This window comes from Vulcanisaeta distributa DSM 14429, from assembly GCF_000148385.1.
GTDB classification, from domain to species: Archaea; Thermoproteota; Thermoprotei; order Thermoproteales; family Thermocladiaceae; genus Vulcanisaeta; species Vulcanisaeta distributa.
Map to the genome: position 1 here is coordinate 1,297,601 of NC_014537.1, position 16,745 is coordinate 1,314,345.

The 16,745-nt window shown below is 42.8% G+C and carries 15 protein-coding genes and 1 tRNA gene; 9 read left to right on the forward strand and 7 right to left on the reverse strand.

From position 1 onward, the window contains the following. The first annotated feature begins 11 nt into the window (after positions 1–11). On the forward strand, positions 12–1,370 hold the full coding sequence (gene merA / locus VDIS_RS06720; RefSeq protein ID WP_013336480.1) for a mercury(II) reductase: 1,359 nt from the start codon (positions 12–14) through the stop codon (positions 1,368–1,370). 433 nt (positions 1,371–1,803) lie between these two features. Then, entirely contained in the window at positions 1,804–2,175 is a 372-nt protein-coding gene (locus VDIS_RS06725) for a hypothetical protein (RefSeq protein WP_013336481.1), read from the forward strand. 146 nt (positions 2,176–2,321) lie between these two features. Here VDIS_RS06725 and VDIS_RS06730 read toward each other — a convergent pair whose 3' ends face one another. Next, positions 2,322–2,591: a hypothetical protein gene (locus VDIS_RS06730; RefSeq protein WP_013336482.1), complete on the reverse strand. Its 270-nt coding sequence runs from the start codon at positions 2,589–2,591 to the stop codon at positions 2,322–2,324. 107 nt (positions 2,592–2,698) lie between these two features. Here VDIS_RS06730 and VDIS_RS06735 point away from each other — a divergent pair, with 107 nt between their 5' ends. Continuing rightward, positions 2,699–3,586, forward strand: coding sequence for a sulfurtransferase (locus VDIS_RS06735; protein ID WP_013336483.1), 888 nt, complete (start codon positions 2,699–2,701; stop codon positions 3,584–3,586). Positions 3,587–3,638: 52 nt separating this feature from the next. Here VDIS_RS06735 and VDIS_RS06740 read toward each other — a convergent pair whose 3' ends face one another. Beyond that, a complete protein-coding gene (locus VDIS_RS06740) occupies positions 3,639–4,016 on the reverse strand; it encodes a DUF1641 domain-containing protein (protein WP_013336484.1) in 378 nt (125 codons plus the stop codon). A gap of 178 nt (positions 4,017–4,194) precedes the next feature. Between VDIS_RS06740 and VDIS_RS06745 the strand changes: the two genes are divergently transcribed. Beyond that, entirely contained in the window at positions 4,195–5,532 is a 1,338-nt protein-coding gene (locus VDIS_RS06745; protein ID WP_013336485.1) for a TldD/PmbA family protein, read from the forward strand. On the opposite strand, the gene VDIS_RS06750 is transcribed toward VDIS_RS06745, so the two are convergent. Both VDIS_RS06750 and VDIS_RS06755 read right to left on the reverse strand, forming a co-directional pair. Then, positions 5,529–6,962 carry a TldD/PmbA family protein gene (locus VDIS_RS06750; protein ID WP_013336486.1) on the reverse strand — a complete coding sequence of 478 codons (1,434 nt, stop codon included), beginning with the start codon at positions 6,960–6,962 and terminating at the stop codon, positions 5,529–5,531. The genes VDIS_RS06745 and VDIS_RS06750 overlap by 4 nt on opposite strands. A gap of 53 nt (positions 6,963–7,015) precedes the next feature. Beyond that, positions 7,016–7,423, reverse strand: coding sequence for a PH domain-containing protein (locus VDIS_RS06755; protein WP_013336487.1), 408 nt, complete (start codon positions 7,421–7,423; stop codon positions 7,016–7,018). A gap of 60 nt (positions 7,424–7,483) precedes the next feature. On the opposite strand from VDIS_RS06755, the gene VDIS_RS06760 reads away from it, so the two are divergent. From VDIS_RS06760 to VDIS_RS06780, 5 genes are all read left to right on the forward strand, one after another. Continuing rightward, the gene (locus VDIS_RS06760; RefSeq protein ID WP_013336488.1) at positions 7,484–8,458 is read left to right on the forward strand and encodes an ABC transporter ATP-binding protein; all 975 of its coding nucleotides are present in this window, start codon (positions 7,484–7,486) and stop codon (positions 8,456–8,458) included. Then, entirely contained in the window at positions 8,448–9,431 is a 984-nt protein-coding gene (locus VDIS_RS06765) for an ABC transporter ATP-binding protein (RefSeq protein ID WP_013336489.1), read from the forward strand. The genes VDIS_RS06760 and VDIS_RS06765 overlap by 11 nt, the downstream gene beginning before the upstream one ends. 102 nt (positions 9,432–9,533) lie before the next feature. Further along, complete coding sequence (locus VDIS_RS06770; RefSeq protein ID WP_013336490.1) at positions 9,534–11,573, forward strand: ABC transporter substrate-binding protein; 2,040 nt, start codon at positions 9,534–9,536, stop codon at positions 11,571–11,573. Positions 11,574–11,631: 58 nt separating this feature from the next. Next, positions 11,632–12,645, forward strand: a complete 1,014-nt coding sequence (locus VDIS_RS06775; protein WP_013336491.1) for an ABC transporter permease — start codon at positions 11,632–11,634, stop codon at positions 12,643–12,645. A gap of 9 nt (positions 12,646–12,654) precedes the next feature. Continuing rightward, the gene (locus tag VDIS_RS06780; protein WP_013336492.1) at positions 12,655–13,584 is read left to right on the forward strand and encodes an ABC transporter permease; all 930 of its coding nucleotides are present in this window, start codon (positions 12,655–12,657) and stop codon (positions 13,582–13,584) included. Positions 13,585–13,902: 318 nt separating this feature from the next. Here the strand turns inward: VDIS_RS06780 and VDIS_RS06785 are convergent, their stop codons facing one another. From VDIS_RS06785 to VDIS_RS06795, 3 genes are all read right to left on the reverse strand, one after another. Further along, complete coding sequence (locus VDIS_RS06785; protein ID WP_013336493.1) at positions 13,903–14,379, reverse strand: PaREP1 family protein; 477 nt, start codon at positions 14,377–14,379, stop codon at positions 13,903–13,905. A gap of 233 nt (positions 14,380–14,612) precedes the next feature. Beyond that, positions 14,613–14,690 (reverse strand) — tRNA-Trp (locus tag VDIS_RS06790). 93 nt (positions 14,691–14,783) lie between these two features. After that, positions 14,784–16,643, reverse strand: coding sequence for an APC family permease (locus VDIS_RS06795; RefSeq protein WP_013336494.1), 1,860 nt, complete (start codon positions 16,641–16,643; stop codon positions 14,784–14,786). Between the last annotated feature and the right edge of the window lie 102 nt (positions 16,644–16,745).

Sequence of the window (16,745 nt, forward strand, 5' to 3'; positions counted from 1 at the left end):
GTGGATAGATGATGAAGGAACTCGTCATAATAGGTTATGGCGCCGCCGGGTTTGCAGCATTAATTAGGGCAAATGAACTTGGAATAAAACCGGTATTGATAGGTTATGGACCATTGGGAGGTACCTGCGTTAACGTTGGCTGTGTACCCTCTAAGACCGTTTTACGCATTGGGGAGTTGTATAATTATGTAAGTAAGGTGCTTGGTCATGAACATTACCCTGAGTTTACGGAGGTATTCGCCAGGGAAAGGGAAGTGGTTAACGAGCTTAGGCGGTTGAAGTATGAGGATGTACTGGCCAAGTACGACGTTGAGCTCATTGAGGGTAAAGCGTACTTCACATCATCAAGTACCGTTAAGGTTAATGGTAAAGTCATAGAGGCAAGAAGGTTCATAATAGCCACGGGTGCATCACCAAAGATACCGGAAATACCAGGACTTAAGGAGGTTGGGTATTGGACCAACGTTGAGGCGCTTAATCCTGATAGGAAGGTGGACTCGCTAGTCATTATTGGAGGCAGGGCCCAGGCCCTTGAATTCGCCCAGATGTATAGGAGGCTGGGGGTTGACGTCGCCATAGTACAGAGGAGCCCGACATTAATACCTGACTGGGAACCTGAACTTGCCCTAGAGGCTCAGAGGATGCTTGAGGATGAGGGAGTATTGGTTATTACTAACGCCAAGGTGCTTAGGGTTAGTAGAGGTTTGGGTAAAGTCGTAATTACGGATAAGGGTGAGATTGAGGCTGACGAAATACTATTGGCCACCGGTAGGAGACCAAATATTGACCTAAATCTTGAAGCTGCAGGGGTTAAATTAAATGATAAAGGTGGCATACTCGTGGATGACGAGTTAAGGACAACAAACCCTCGCATTTACGCGGCGGGTGACGTAATTGGTGGTCCAATGCTTGAGGCATTGGCTGGTAAGCAGGGTGTTGTGGCTGTTGATAATGCCGTACTTAATGCGCACAGGAGGATTGATATGATGAGCGTACCTCAAGCAATATTTACGCAACCCAACCTGGCCAGGGTTGGATTAACGTTTATGGAGGCGAGTAAGGCTAGGATTAATGCTGATTATAGGGTTGTTTGGATGAGGGATGTGGCCAAGGCACATATATTGGGTGATACCAGGGGCTTAATTAAGATAATTATTGATAAAAATAATATGAGGATAATCGGCGTGCATGTGATGGCGGAGAACGCGGCTGAATTCATAGGTGAGGCTGCCCTTGCAATTAGGTTGAGGGCTACGGTTGATGATATTATTGATACAGTACACGTATTCCCAACCATGGCTGAGTCCCTTAAGCTGGCGGCTCAGGCCTTTCGTAGAGATATTAGTAAGTTAAGCTGTTGTGTGGATTAATCCTGCTTTTAACGGCTTTATATATTGGGATAATGAGATCACGATTTTAAGAATTAAGTCGTCTAGGTAGATTACCGCAATAGAGATTCTGAGTACACCCATGCTCAACCATTTACACCATATAGCCCATGTAACATCTCTTAATGATATCATTAATTAATGCATCATCGAATAATCGATACTGCGCTATCTTCATTCAATTCTCCGGAGTAATAATCTCAGCATTCATCTACGTTATAATGAACCCAGGCATCACCAGCATATTAAATAGTACCCTCATTACGGACTTAACCCACTTTCCTTCCTTATTAGGATATGAAGCGCATGAACAGGATGGGTCATGCGTGTTAATGTAATAATAATAGAGGTAATACTGTCTATCTATTAAGCAATTGGGGATATTTTATTTATAATAGTTGTAGATCATTGTGGTATGGGGAAGTACGCATTTGTAATACTTTGTAACCCGGATGACTTATCAGAGTCCATAAAGGCTGCCCATGCCCTTCATTACGCGGTACAGCTTAAGCGCAAGGGACATGACGTTTTAGTATACTTTGATGGGCTTGGTTCAAGAATACCGATAGCGAGCGCCAATAGCCCATATAAGGGCTTAAAACCTGCCTATGACGAGGCATATAGAGAAGGCTTAATCTATGGCGTTTGCGGCTACTGCGCATCACCACCGCATCTAAACATAAGGGATTCACTACTCAAATTAAACATTAAGCTGATTGGTGATGAGGAGCATCATGAGGATATATCAATGTTTATTGATAAGGACTACACCGTACTCATAGTCTAGGTTATAATACTATATTTTGTTTCCATTAAAACTAAAAATACGTGTGATGACCGACTGACTGGGTATAGATCACATCATATTGTTAAGATATTATTGAGAAACTTGAAAACTTCACTTTTAGATTTATTTAAAAGTAAAGCGCTTGATTAACTTACCTGATTCTCGTATTCCTTTTTGAAAATTATTAATTCATGGAAATAACCGTTAACTATACCCTTATACTCATAGTCTAATTTCTTCATCGTCCTTATTATGCTCTCTATTGCCTTGAGCCAGTCATCATCATTAACCAGCACCCTCAGTCCATAACCTGGCCTTAGCTTCTTCGCTTCATTCAATATTGAGTAAATTGGATGCCTAAGCCCTGCCTCGCATGACTCATGACTGTCAAATACCAATGTCTCAATTATCTCCATAGATCTCACTATATCTTCATTTTCACGATTTAAATTACTTAATAATTTATGCAAAATATGCACTTCTAAACTAATTTATTAATTTGACTATATTTGAATGCATTTGTATGGGTTACGCACATCCAGAGGTCCTTGTGGATACGGAGTGGGTGGTTAATCATCTAAAGGATCCTAAGGTCAAAATAGTGGAGGTGGATTATGACCCAAGCACCGCATACTTTGTATGGCATATACCAGGGGCATCACTACTTACATGGAAAGATCACATTAGGCATCCCGTACGTAGGGACTTCGTGGAGCCCGACCAATTTGCCAGGTTCATGGAGGAACGAGGAATATCAAATGATACGACCGTCGTGCTTTACGGAGACTACAACAATTGGTTTGCGGCTTACGCCTTTTGGGTCTTTAAGGTTTATGGACATGAGGATGTGAGACTACTCAATGGCGGCAGGACCAAGTGGGCTAAGGAGAATAGGCCAACGTGCAGTGGGCACCAAGAGCCGCATTATTATAGGGAGGCTGGCGCCAAGTATGTGGTTAAGAGGGTTGATTGGGGTAGCCATAGGGTATACGCATGGGAAATACTCAATAGGTTAAACAAGGGTGAGGTCGGTAAAAGCCTAATGCTAGTTGATGTTAGATCCCCCAAGGAATACACTGGCGAGATAACAGCACCGCCTGAGTACCCCAATGAACATGCGCAAGTTGGTGGCCATATACCTGGCGCGATCAATATCCCCTGGAGCCTAGCCGTTAATCCGGAGACAGGTGAGTTTAAATCGCCAGATGAGTTAAGGAGACTTTATGAGCAGTACGGGATTACGTCAGACAAGGAAATCGTTACATACTGCAGAATTGCCGAAAGGGCATCCCACACCTGGTTTGTGCTAAAATACCTATTGGGCTATCCCTCAGTTAGGGTGTATGATGGTTCATGGGCAGAATGGGGTAACATGGTCGGTGTTCCAATAAAGAAGGGACAAGAGCCCTAAACCTTAAAATAACGTTGAATTACCCACTCGTTCTTAAATCATTTAATATTCATTACTCATTCTTGTTGAGGTTAACCATATTAAAGGCCAGGTAATGACATGGTACGCTCAATGAACAATCCCCACTACCATTACTAAGCGACCTAATCATCTCGGCGGCCCTCAAGCATTTACCCATACTCCTCAATAGCTCAATCAGTAACCCAAGGCCTAACCTCACGTCAGGGTCATTTAAAGCCCTTATTAAACCAAGGACACCATCCACGGGCTTTACCTCATGATTAACATTGGTAGAAACACCATATAATGAACATAGTATACATCGCGCTGCCTCCTGTATTGTAACCCTAAGCTCATCCTTATTATAACTACTCATAACATTAAGCACGTAATTTATTAGATCGTTGACCGTTAGACTTAATTCAACCATCCAATGAATCTTTTACGCAATATATTATTCCTTTTCACTAAGTGTATTATGCATGAATTTCAGAGTTAAAAATCATAAATTAATAACATGTATGTACGATTCCTAATTATTAATTATTCATCAGAATAAAATCGGCATAGGCTTAAAGGTTAAAAATCAATACTGCATCGCAAATTTAATGTTAAGTGAGTTGGGTAGCATTGTTCAAAACATTAGGGGCTCTGTGGATGAGGGGGTAATAGTCTCCAGGAGGGTTAGGTGGTCAATGATTAGGTTCGCCAATAATGAACCCACAATAGCCAATAACTGGGTCACCCACGAAACAACAATATACATTGCTAAGTCAAGGAGGTATTTAACCACTTCACTTTCAACAGCCAACATAAACATTATTAGGAACAGGGTCCAGGAATTAATCAAGGAATTAAGTAACATACCTGAGGATGAATTCTACGTACCATTAACCCATGGCGAGAAACCAAGACAATTAATTGGTAAGTATGATGGCAGAGTGGAGGGTGAGATTGATAGGCTAATTGATGGATTGAATGAGGCAATCCAGGCGTCACTTAACGAGGGTTCGCAGAGGAATGCCGGTGTAATGACCTTTGGCGTTGAGGAGCGTTACTACATTGATAGTACTGGGCTTGAGCTTGAGGATAAGGCTTCCTTCGTGACACTTACGATTAGGGCATTTATCGATGACTTAACAGCCACGTCGGTGTCTATATCAAATACCCTCGATGGATTTAGACCAAGGGATGCGGGTGCTGAGGCAGGGCGCTTGGTGAGGTTGTCTAAGGATTTACCAGAGGAGAGTGTGGGTAGTGGCAGGTATAATGTGGTTCTTGGTCCGTTGGTGTCGGCCCATTTATACGGCGTGATGACCGCCATGTGGTTTAATGCCTATTCAGTAATAACGGAGATGTCTGGCATCTCTAAGAACGATATTGGTAATTTAATAGCCAGCGAAGGACTATCGATAATGGATTTATCAGGCGATCCCAGCGCCTTTGGTTCGGAATCCTTTGATTATGAGGGTAATAAAACGATGAGCGTGGAGGTAATAAGGAAGGGGACACTCACTGGGTTATTACATAATAATAGGACAGCCACTAAGTTCAATACAATCAGTACAGGTCATGCCGTTGGTAATTGGTTACGACCGAGGCCAAGGCACGTGGCGATAGGCACAGGGCGATTACCCAATGATATTGAGGCAATAGCGGCTGAGCTTGGGAATGGAATTATCATAACCAATAATTGGTACACGAGGTTTCAGAATGTTAAGGAGGGCGTGTTCTCAACCGTTGTTAGGGATGTGGCATTTCTAGTGAGGAATGGTAAGTTGAGTGCCAGGGTGCGCGGGTTAAGGATTGCGGATTCCTTCAGGACGTTACTTAGGAATTTCGTCGACTCAAGTGGGGAGGCTAGGCAGGTTTATTGGTGGGACTCGCCACTACCTGGCACGGCACCATACGTGTTAATTAAGGATTTAAACATATCAAAGGGTTAGCGCGGTGCCTTCAAAACCCTGACACCAACCACCCTAAAGGTGGGTCCACCTAAGTAAACAGGGACTCCCTGCTCAGGATTACCCTTACCGCAGGTTCCTGGGTAGAACCTAAGGTCATTAGCCACTGCGTCCACGTTACTCCACAAGGTCTTCGTGTCAACCTCAATAAATGGTTCCCTAACCATGTACTTCAGGTCTCCATTTTCTATGTAGTAGGCCTCGAAACCGCCATAACGCCCAAACCAGCGCTTATCATCAATATTCCACTCAGTGTATGAGACTATGTACAACCCCCTCCTAGTCTCCCTAATTATTTCCTCAGGCTTCCAATTACCCGGTGCTAAGTACGTATTGGCCATCCTTGGTATTGGCTCCTTATCAAATTCACTAGCCCTGGCTGCAGCATTACTTGTTAACCCGATGTATGATGCGTACTCCCTATTCATTAAGAACTCATTAATCACACCATTCCTAACTAGGAACCTCGGCCTAGCGGTGACCCCCTCCTCATCGACTAGGTAGAAGCCGTAGCTATTGGGTATTGTTGGGTCGTCTATTATCGTGACCAACTCACTACCAATCCTATAGCTACCCAGGTAATCCGGCTTAGCATACGATTCTCCTGCCTCAGCACCCTCCCTACCCATGATCCTATCCAACTCCAGCGGGTGGCCTATGCTCTCATGAACCATTATACCCGCCAACTCAGGGCTTAGCACCACATCCATTACCTCATCATGAGGAAGCGGCCTAGCCTTATCAAGCACATCCCTAATGACACTAACCTCCCTATCAACCTCATCCTCAACGCCACTTAGTACCTCGAAACCACCTGAACCACCAAACTCGATATTTCTCTGGGCACTGCCGCTCTGTGGGTCATATGCTATTAACGAACCGAAGAGGTAGACTCTGGGTACCCTACTCCTAACGTAGGCCCCGTCACTGGTTATAATTAACTTCTCAGTAATTGTGGTGCTCAGGAATAGGTTCCTAACCCTAATCCTGGGCTCAACCCTGGCATGGGCATCGAGCTCGCTTAAGTACTTAATTAAGTACTCATTTGGTAAGTCCTCAACTTTAACTCTCTGGCTAACGTCATACGTGATCCTAGCCAGCCTATCCCTACTGATGGTCACCTTCCTCCTCCTAAGCCTAGCCACAGACCTAGCCAACGAGACAGCCCTACCCACGGTATCTTTAATTGACTCCCAATCAGTACTGCTCGTTGCAGCGAAACCCCACATGCCATCTACCAAGACCCTAACCGAAACACCACCATAGGAGTAACTACTTAATGACTGAAGTGCACCATTCCTAACACCGACAAACCTAACAGTGTCATCCTGATACCTAACCTCAGCATACGTAGAGCCATTACTCAGGGCAAGGTCAACAGCCTTAACCATGGAATCCTCAGGCCAACTCATTAATTAAGCATCAGTTAGTGGCTTTAAAGATATTATGTGTTTAATGCATTAATTTACATGCCCCTACATAACAACTCATAGTAAGTATTTGGTTGCGGTATATCTCTAATGATAATCACCTTTCCATTCTGTAGCACTAGGTATATTGAACCACAATTAAAATGCTTAGCCAATATCCCCTGCGATATAAAACAATCAACTACTTGTCTCAGGTCCACGGTTCTAACCCCAGTGAGTCCTCTTATGGTTATTAATTTATCTTCTATGCAGTATTCATGCCTTTGCTTCCAAAGTATGTATATGCTTAATAATACGTACCATAATATTACGAAGATTATATAGTTTATTATCCTCGATGGTGTAATTTCAAGAAATAATGAGAATATTGCTAGTACTATTGTACCTTTAATAACGGTTTTTCTGACTATGGGCCTAATGCATTTATTATGAGTATTGATCATTTAATGAGGTAATTAAGTTAAGGCTTTAAAATAATTAAAATTAATCTTAGTTAAATAGGTATGGTGCTTCTTGAAGTTAAGGATTTAAGCGTAGTTTACAGAACCCCCTTTGGTATTGTTAATGCCCTTAATGACGTAACCTTCAGCATAGATAAAGGCGAGTCGCTTGCCGTTGTTGGTGAGTCAGGTAGTGGTAAGTCAACATTGGCTTTGGCCGTTGCAAGATTATTACCACCCAATGCCAGGTATGTTAGTGGATCTATAGTGTTTGATGGTATTGACATACTGAGGTTAAGTAGTGATGAGATGAGGAAGATAAGGGGTACGGGGATCTTCATGGTGTTTCAGGAACCAGCAACAAGCTTGAACCCTGTGTTTAAGGTTAAGGATCAGTTAATGGAAGCCGTGAGGATTAGATATGAGAGGGAGGGCAATACTTTCGATGAGAGCAAGGCTATTAATGAAATAATGAGCGTCCTTAAGGACGTTAGGATACCCGATCCTGAATTAATAATTGAAAGATACCCACACCAATTATCTGGAGGTCAGATACAGAGGGTTATGATAGCCATGGGGCTGCTCATGAGACCTAAACTATATATTGCCGATGAGCCGACATCCGCATTAGACGTGACCGTTCAAGCACAGATCCTCAAACTACTCAAGGATTTAAAGAACGAGTATGGTATATCAATACTATTCATAACTCATGATATAGCCGTTGCATCGATAATAGGCGATTCAATAATGGTATTATATGCAGGTCAATTAATGGAGCTAGGTCCGGCAAAGAACGTGATTTATGAGCCGAGGCATCCATATACGCAGGCGCTACTGAGTAGTATACCAAAAATTAGTAAGTTTGAGGGAAGATTACCAATAATAGGTGGTTCTGTACCTAACTTATTGAACCCACCACCCGGCTGTAGATTTCACCCAAGGTGTCCCCATAGAATGGATGTATGTGATAAGGTTGTTCCAAATCTCGTTAAGGTTAATAATGTGCATGTGAGGTGCCACTTATATGGGCAGTGATGTGATAATTAGGACTGAGCATTTAGTTAAAGTATTTCTTGCGAAGAATTACGGCATAATAAATAGAATCTTAAGGGAGAAACCACTCTTTGTTAGGGCTGTTGATGATATTAGTATAGAAATACCGAGTGGAAAAACAACGGCACTTGTTGGTGAGTCAGGTAGTGGTAAAACCACATTGGGCAGGTTACTAGTCACACTTGAACAACCAACCTCAGGTAAAATTTATTTCCGCAATATTGACATAACTATGACAAGAGGGAGGGAATTACGAGACATTAGGGCTAAGTTACAGATGGTTTTTCAGGATCCATACTCAAGCCTTAACCCAATGATGAGGGTCAGGGACATTATAGGAGAGCCACTGAGAAATAGAGGTGTCAAGGGTAAGGAATTAGATGATGCCGTGGCTAAAATAATGAATGAGGTTGGGCTGGATTATTCATCATTAGCCACAAGAAGACCGAGCGAATTATCCGGTGGTCAAAGACAGAGAGTGGCAATTGCAAGGGCATTAATTACAAACCCCGATTTTGTGGTTCTTGATGAGCCAACATCTGCTTTAGACGCATCGACGCAAGCTCAGGTGCTTAATCTATTAATTGATTTACAAGCCAGGCATAACTTAACTTACCTCCTCATTACACACAATATTGCGGTTGCCAAATACATGAGTGATTTGATGATGATTATGTATATGGGTAAGATAATGGAGATTGGAGATACTGGGGTAATTCTTAAGGAACCACTACATCCATATACACAGGCGCTTATTGAGTCAGTGCCAGATATTAGTAAGCCTGAGTTAAAGCCACCAACGGGTGAGGTTGGTAGCCTTGTTAATCCGCCAAGGGGCTGTAGGTTTTATCCTAGATGTCCATTTAGGATGGAGGTATGTCGTGAAAAGGAACCACCCCTTATTGAGGTGAAGAATGGAATTAAAGTTGCATGTTGGTTATATGTAAAGAAATAATTCCTGTAAAGGTATTTGTCATTTTAAATATTTATAAATGGGTATTTTATGAAAAATTGAAAAATAATAATACTTAAAAACTAAATTATGTTAATTATACCTATGCCGGGAAAAGGAGTATCAAAGAGTGCTGTAATAGCAATAGTAGTTGTGGTAATAGTGATAATAGTTGGTGTTGCGGCCTATATGCTATATAAGCCACCTGCTAAGGTATCAAAACCAGTTACTCCTACACCTCCTCCATCTAATGTCACCACTGTTACTACTAAAACAACTACGGTGACCCCTCCATCAAATAACACATTAGTTGTTGCAGAGACAACCCCACCTGATAGCCTTGATCCAGCAATAGCCGCATACACGCAGGACATGGAGATACTATATTCATGCTACCAGACCCTGGTGATATTCAATGGTACTGATCCATCATCCTTCCTACCAGCCCTAGCGTACAACTGGACAGTTTCAAACAACTACCTTAACTGGACCTTCTATATTAGGCAGGGTGCGTATTTCCAGAATGGAGACCAAATAAATGCAACGACGGTCTGGTTCAGTATTTATAGGTCAATAGTCATGAATCAATTTGGCGCATTCAACTTCCTCGACTTACTATACAACGGTACAATAGCCAGCATGACTGGTTATGCGACTCCTTGGGGTGTTTGTCGTGCTATGGAGAAGATCTTTGGTCTTCAGTTCCCGAATCCTCAGACCAACCTAACTGGTTATGAGGAGGAGTGTGCCTATGCACTGGCTAATGTACTAAGTAACTTCAACGTACACAATCAATCAATAGTCGAACTAATGGAATACCCAGACCAAGCGGTAGTAGTTAAAGGACCATATGAGATTCAGTTTAACCTATTGGCACCTTATTACGATTACCTCGGTGTAATGGCTGGTTCATGGGCTATGATTGTCGATCCCACATTTGTTGATCAAAATGGCGGTGTACAGCCTGATCAAACCACATCCTACTTAAGTACTCACATGCTATGCAGTGGACCGTACACACTGGCTCAATACATACCCGGTGAAGAGATAGTATTAACGGCCAATCCAAACTATTGGGCAGCCAAGAACCCGCCAAACTTCATGCTCACGCCAGCCCACATACAGAACATAGTCATTAAGTACTATACAAGCTTTGATGAGGAAATACTCGCATTTAAGACAGGCGCGGCACAGGCAATAGATTCAAGCCCGCACGAATCACCACCACCAATATACTTCTCAGCCATATTATCAATACCCAACATAGTCATGTACGGGCCAGTATGGTCAGGTGGTGATGTATTCCTCGTATTCGATACCCAGAGATACCCATATAACTTAACCGTGGTGAGGGAGGCCTTTGCATATGCAATAAATACCACGGAAATAATAGACACCGTACTAAAGGGATTTGGTGCGCCATATTTAGGTCCGATACCGCCATATCCGCCTAACCCATATTATAATCCGGGTAATTTACCGCTATATCCATATGATCCAAATAAAGCAATTGAATTATTAGCAAGTGCTGGTTTCCAGTTAACATTACCTAATGGTACGGTGATTAATCCAAACGGTAAGCCGTTAACTGTGCATCTGTGGTATATAAGCACTGACTTAACATTTACACAAGAGGCGCAGATGATACAGCAGATGCTCAGTAATATTGGTGTTAACGTAATACTTGAGGGCGTTCCCGTAAGTTACCTTGTCTCTGCCATGGAGAATCCACCAACATCACCACAGTACCCTGGATTCTTCTTACTTGACTGGTACCCAGACTGGTGGGACCCAGTGGCTCAGGAGGCTTGGTTCATACTTAATGTCGACTTTGGAGGTATTGCCGGTAATGAGGCTTGGTACAATAATTCACTGGTTAATACATTGACCACAGAGGCTGTATTCACTACGAACATAACCCAGAGAGTTGAGTTGATGAAGCAGGTATATGCCCAGGTATATAAGGATGTACCATACATATGGCTATACGAACCTGCATTCTACGGATTCACCTATAAGTACGTATGTGGTGTCTTAATTAATCCACTGATAACTGGTTTCTACTACCCAACAATGTACTTCTATAACGGTACAGGTACATGCATAAACTACTCGCCAATATATACAACAACGGGTAGTTCATAGTTAATATTACTTATTTAAGTGAGTTAAACTTAAAAATCATTAACATTTTTTTGTAATAATGAGACTTGCATCATTTCTAATTAGAAGAAGTATAAATATGGTAATAACTGTACTTGGAGTGATTTTTATAATGTTCGTAATAACGCACGTGATAACGCCAAACCCAGCAGTTGCATGGGCAGGTCCACACCCTGTACCATCAATTGTTGAGGCAATAACTAAGGAATACCACCTAAATGACCCCGTGTATGTTCAATTCTATTACTTCCTAATAGCCGTATTTCAAGGCAATTGGGGTGAGGATCCGATGTATCATCAACCAATAATACAATTGATTGATGTTTATTTCCCAAGGACACTTGAATTAACAATCGCGGCTATGATAGTAATAATAATTTTAGGAATCTTAACGGGAGCCATTGCAGCAGTGCATAAGAATACCCCAACCGACTACACAATTAGAGCATTCTACCTAGTGACTTGGTCAATGCCGCCATTCCTAGTCGCCATGCTCCTCCAATTAGCCATAGCCTATGGATTGAGGTTATTACCAGCCACTGGTCTTGCCAATCCGTTATTACCTCCACCAAAACCAATAACTGGCATGCCAACGATTGACGCCTTAATTGAGGGTGACTGGCCATACTTCTGGTCAAGCCTTAGGCACTTAATACTTCCTGCAACTGCATTGGCACTTGTGGCTTTTGGCATAATTTCAAGGTTAATTAGGAATAGCATGATAGATATAGCCTCAAAGCCATTCATAAGAACCGCAATAATGAAGGGGCTTAAGGATAGGGATGTGGTATTTAGGCACATGCTTAGGAACGCACTAATACCTGCGATAACGGTATTAGCATTAACCTTTGCTTCGTTACTCGCCGGTGCGGTGGTCATCGAGGATGTGTTCTCATGGACGGGAATGGGATGGTTATTGACACAGGCACTATATCAGCAGGATTACCCATTAGTAATGGCTGGTACCTTCATTGTCGCGATTGGTGTTGTAATAGCGAATTTAGTAGCCGATATACTGTATGCGGTTGTTGATCCAAGGATTAAGCTTGAGTAGGTGAGTGGCATGGCCACTCAGATAACCGTAACAACTGAACGCAGGGTTTCATCATTAAGGCTCTTCATGACCTACATGATTCATAACCCACCAACACTCGTTGGATTCATAATAACGGTGGCATTCTACGGTTGGGCTATAATCGAGGGCGTACTACAGCTACTGGGTACGCTACTTCATAACCCAGCAATTGGATGGGCATTACTACCATACAATCCATTTGCGGTAAACTATGCCGCCGCATTCCAACCTCCATCATTAAAGCATATTTTTGGAACGGACAACTTAGGCAGAGATCTATTCAGTGAAATACTGTATGGAACACCGACCGAGGCCCTAATCTCAATACTTGTCGTAGGTTCGGCAATAATTATTGGAGGTCTTATAGGAATGGTATCAGGTTACTTCGGCAAGTACGTTGATGAGGCGGGCATGAGGGTCACCGACATGTTTCTGGCATTCCCAGCAATAATACTGGCATTGGCAGTGGAAGCTGCAATAGGTAGGGGCGCGGTCAATGCAGCAATAGCCTTAGTGGTTGTTTGGTGGCCAACATATGCAAGGCTCTTTAGGGCTGAAACACTTAGGGTAAAGACGCAGTACTTCATTGATGCCGCAAAACTCTCTGGGACGAGCACGATAGGTATAATATTTAGGCACATATTCCCGAACGTGTTAACACCAGTAATTTCCTACGCAACCATTGACTTAGGTAATGTCGTGCTGGCCTATTCAATAATAAGTTTCCTGGGTTTTGGAGTACCACCACCATATCCAGAGTGGGGTAGGCTCGTGTCCGAGGGCTTTCAGTACTTCCCAGCACCCGCCTGGTGGTACGCAATAATACCTGGCGTAGTAATAACAATAGTGGTAATTGGACTTGCACTTCTTGGTGACGGAATATCGGAATATATAACGAGTGGAGGTGCAACAGTATGACCTTGTTATCTGTTTCAGTAAGGATGTCCCTCATCAACCTCAGGGTCTAGGGACTCATCACAGGCCCAATTAGTAGTAAATGAATGCGATGAATATATTGATTTCCTCCCAGCCAATAAACCATGATTCTCAGACTTGCCAGGTGATCAGCACCTGGTCAGCCAACCCTCTTTCGTCACCATAAACACTCCTTGTCCACTCACTTAAAGCCTTTACCCCAGGACTAATCAGCAGTGGTCTTTCACTTCACCAATCCGATACTGGGCCCTCATCACGAAACAATAGTAAAACCAGCCCTAATAAGTCACTCCTCATAATTCACGTAACGCCCAGTGACTTCTTAACCTCATTAATCAGTTCCTGAATAATTGGTATCCTAGCCCTAACGTCATCAACGTCGATCCTAACCTCGTGAAATCCATTTACATGGAGGAAATAGGCCTCGGTCCAGGCCCTCCATACCTTATCGCCTAGTCTACGTGCAGCCTTATCCAGTAGGCTCACGGTCCACCTACCCTTGCTTAAGGCCTCCCTGGCCTCATCAAGGCCCCTGGCAATCGCCAAAGCCTTTACGGACCCCTCCACAGCCTTGTAAAGCCTCTCACTGGCCTGAACCACATCACCCTTATCAACGAAACTCAAGCCCTCATTAAACATGGCCAAAGCCAACTTAGCATGAGCCTTAGCAGCGCTTGGTGGATCAATGTTTAGGTTTACCGTTAGTACATCAATGATGTAATCAATATCTAATCCATTCCTTCTAAGGATGTTAATTATGGTCTTGGGTAATTCCATGCTAATTAAATTGCCCAAGATACTATAAAAGCCTTCTTTATTATGTGATGGTATAAATTGAAAATTAAAATATAAACGTAACTAAGATAATAATAACCTACAAGAGTGCTTTTGTAAAATATGACCCATTGCCATGGACTACCTATATGATAATAACCATGATTATTTATTTCGATGACTATAACATGGATTACGTTAAATCATAACAGTTATTAAGTGATTGAATGTAAAACTGGTGGGCCCGGTGGGATTTGAACCCACGTCCTACGGGTCTGGAGCCCGCCGCTCTGGCCTTGCTGAGCTACGGGCCCAATTGGGTATATCCATTATTTTGTTTTTAAGCTTTTTGCGTTGTCTGTGGATATTGATGTGTTTTTAATGGTTAATTACTTAGTTCTTATGTGTTACGATGAATGTGCTAGTCTCTCTAATGCGTATTTTAGGTCCGGTGTCATAAATGCGCTTCTTGCTCCGTATATATGTATGATTATGCCTATTATTATGGCGGTTATCGTGTCGTATGGCCATGGTATTGGTGGGTTTGCGAATACTCCAAATTGACCGAAGAATGACAGTGGAAATACTGTGAATAATGTGGCTACGATCCACCAACCAGCCTTAATGTGAATCTTTAAGTCGCTCGGAACATCCCTGGAAAGCCATAATGTTAAGCCGATGGTCATTGTAAGGATTATCACGTAATAGGCCAGGAACAAACCAGCGTAGTAACTTGTCAACGGTAGCTTACCAGCGTTCTCGTACGGAACGATAATCGGTTCGTAGAGCATGAAGTAAGTCGCTAATGCTAAGACGATCCAATAAATAATACCGGCAACAATACCCCTAAATCTATTCACACCGAGCTTTGTGGGCATCACATACATAAAGAATATTGGGAGACCCGCGAGTATGAAGACTATGACACCCCATAGTATGTCGAATGTAGACCAGTAAACAATTAGGTAGACGGAGATCGTGGCTAACGCCGAGAAGATCGTTATTGCTGGTATCCTATAATATCTAGGCGCATTTGGTGCTAGCCTCCTGAGGGCTAATGATAATGGTCCTGACACTATAAACGTTAAGTAACCGGCGCTTGTTATAAACGTGACTATTAAGCCCCAGGCCGGGAATTTATAGAGGAAGAGGAAACCGACTATCAATGCGGCGATTGTGCCCCACCTAGGCACTTTATGCCTATTGAGGTATAGGAACCACTCAGGTAATTGTCCATTAGCGGCCATGCCGTATAGCGATCTGGCGGTACCACCCACATAAATCCAACCTGTACCGGATGGTGAAAGTACAGCATCTACTATGAATAATATGGCAAATGCCGTAAGTACTGCGATACCGGACAAAGTGAGTAATTGATACAATGGGCCCCTTGACAATATAGACCTTGTAAGACTGCTCCAATCGCCAGGTTGTACCGAGATTTTACTCCAGTCTATGGCTCCCACAAATGCCGTTTCTAGTAATACGTATATGATCACGACCAATGTGAAACCCAAAACAGCGCCCTTGGCTATTTCCCTAGGCCTTATGACTTCGCCTGAGAATTCAACGCTTTGTCTAAAGCCTAGGTATGCGAAGGCTATACCAGTCGTTGGTATTGCCAGGAAGATAGCCGATAAGCCATAAGGCATGAAGCCGCCTGGTAACCCGCTGTAATTAACTGGGTGAAGCAGGAAGACGAGTAATAGGATTATCGTGAAGGTTGGTATTAATAGTTTGTACCAACCAACGGCTGTATTCGTCTTACCCATAACATGAACACCGAACCAATTAAGTAAGAAGTAGAAAATGAGCAAGATAGCCGCCATTAAATAGCCAAGTGCGCTTAATTCCATCGTACCTGGTATTAACAAGCCAGGCACAAGCGCTGATAAGTATGTAGTTGTTGCCAGCGCCTCGGCGGGTGCAACCGCGATTACATACAATAACGTTGTCCATGCTATCCAATAGGAGGCAAAGAGTCCGTGGGTGTATTGCGGAAATCTAACGAGACCTCCTGACCTTGGGAACATGCTGGCAACCTCGGTATATGCCTCAGCAATGAAGTAGACAAGTATTCCTGCGATTAACCACGATATTATTGATGCTGGACCTACAACTGAGGCCGCAAGTAGAGGTGCGAACATCCAACCGCTACCAATCATTGAGCCAATTTCCAGATATGCAATGTCCCAGAAATTCAACGCTCTCCTTAACTGAGCATCATATTTTGAAGCCCTTTCTTCGCCGAAATTTGAAGTAGACATTAAATATGGAAATTAGATATATTTTAATAAAAATTATTGCTATATGATTATGCAAATAAAAGGTTTTATAAAATAATATTCCATTAACTTTTTCTCTTAAAT

Bases quoted from the DNA above. Each gene is read 5' to 3' on its own strand.
- VDIS_RS06760 (WP_013336488.1), top strand. From the start codon at position 7,484: ATGGTGCTTCTTGAAGTTAAGGATTTAAGCGTAGTTTACAGAACCCCC.
- VDIS_RS06745 (WP_013336485.1), top strand. From the start codon at position 4,195: ATGTTAAGTGAGTTGGGTAGCATTGTTCAAAACATTAGGGGCTCTGTG.
- VDIS_RS06765 (WP_013336489.1), top strand. From the start codon at position 8,448: ATGGGCAGTGATGTGATAATTAGGACTGAGCATTTAGTTAAAGTATTT.
- VDIS_RS06785 (WP_013336493.1), bottom strand. From the start codon at position 14,379: ATGGAATTACCCAAGACCATAATTAACATCCTTAGAAGGAATGGATTA.
- VDIS_RS06725 (WP_013336481.1), top strand. From the start codon at position 1,804: ATGGGGAAGTACGCATTTGTAATACTTTGTAACCCGGATGACTTATCA.
- VDIS_RS06750 (WP_013336486.1), bottom strand. From the start codon at position 6,962: ATGAGTTGGCCTGAGGATTCCATGGTTAAGGCTGTTGACCTTGCCCTG.
- VDIS_RS06775 (WP_013336491.1), top strand. From the start codon at position 11,632: ATGAGACTTGCATCATTTCTAATTAGAAGAAGTATAAATATGGTAATA.
- VDIS_RS06755 (WP_013336487.1), bottom strand. From the start codon at position 7,423: ATGATCAATACTCATAATAAATGCATTAGGCCCATAGTCAGAAAAACC.
- VDIS_RS06740 (WP_013336484.1), bottom strand. From the start codon at position 4,016: ATGGTTGAATTAAGTCTAACGGTCAACGATCTAATAAATTACGTGCTT.
- VDIS_RS06730 (WP_013336482.1), bottom strand. From the start codon at position 2,591: ATGGAGATAATTGAGACATTGGTATTTGACAGTCATGAGTCATGCGAG.
- VDIS_RS06770 (WP_013336490.1), top strand. From the start codon at position 9,534: ATGCCGGGAAAAGGAGTATCAAAGAGTGCTGTAATAGCAATAGTAGTT.
- VDIS_RS06780 (WP_013336492.1), top strand. From the start codon at position 12,655: ATGGCCACTCAGATAACCGTAACAACTGAACGCAGGGTTTCATCATTA.
- VDIS_RS06735 (WP_013336483.1), top strand. From the start codon at position 2,699: ATGGGTTACGCACATCCAGAGGTCCTTGTGGATACGGAGTGGGTGGTT.
- merA (WP_013336480.1), top strand. From the start codon at position 12: ATGAAGGAACTCGTCATAATAGGTTATGGCGCCGCCGGGTTTGCAGCA.
- VDIS_RS06795 (WP_013336494.1), bottom strand. From the start codon at position 16,643: ATGTCTACTTCAAATTTCGGCGAAGAAAGGGCTTCAAAATATGATGCT.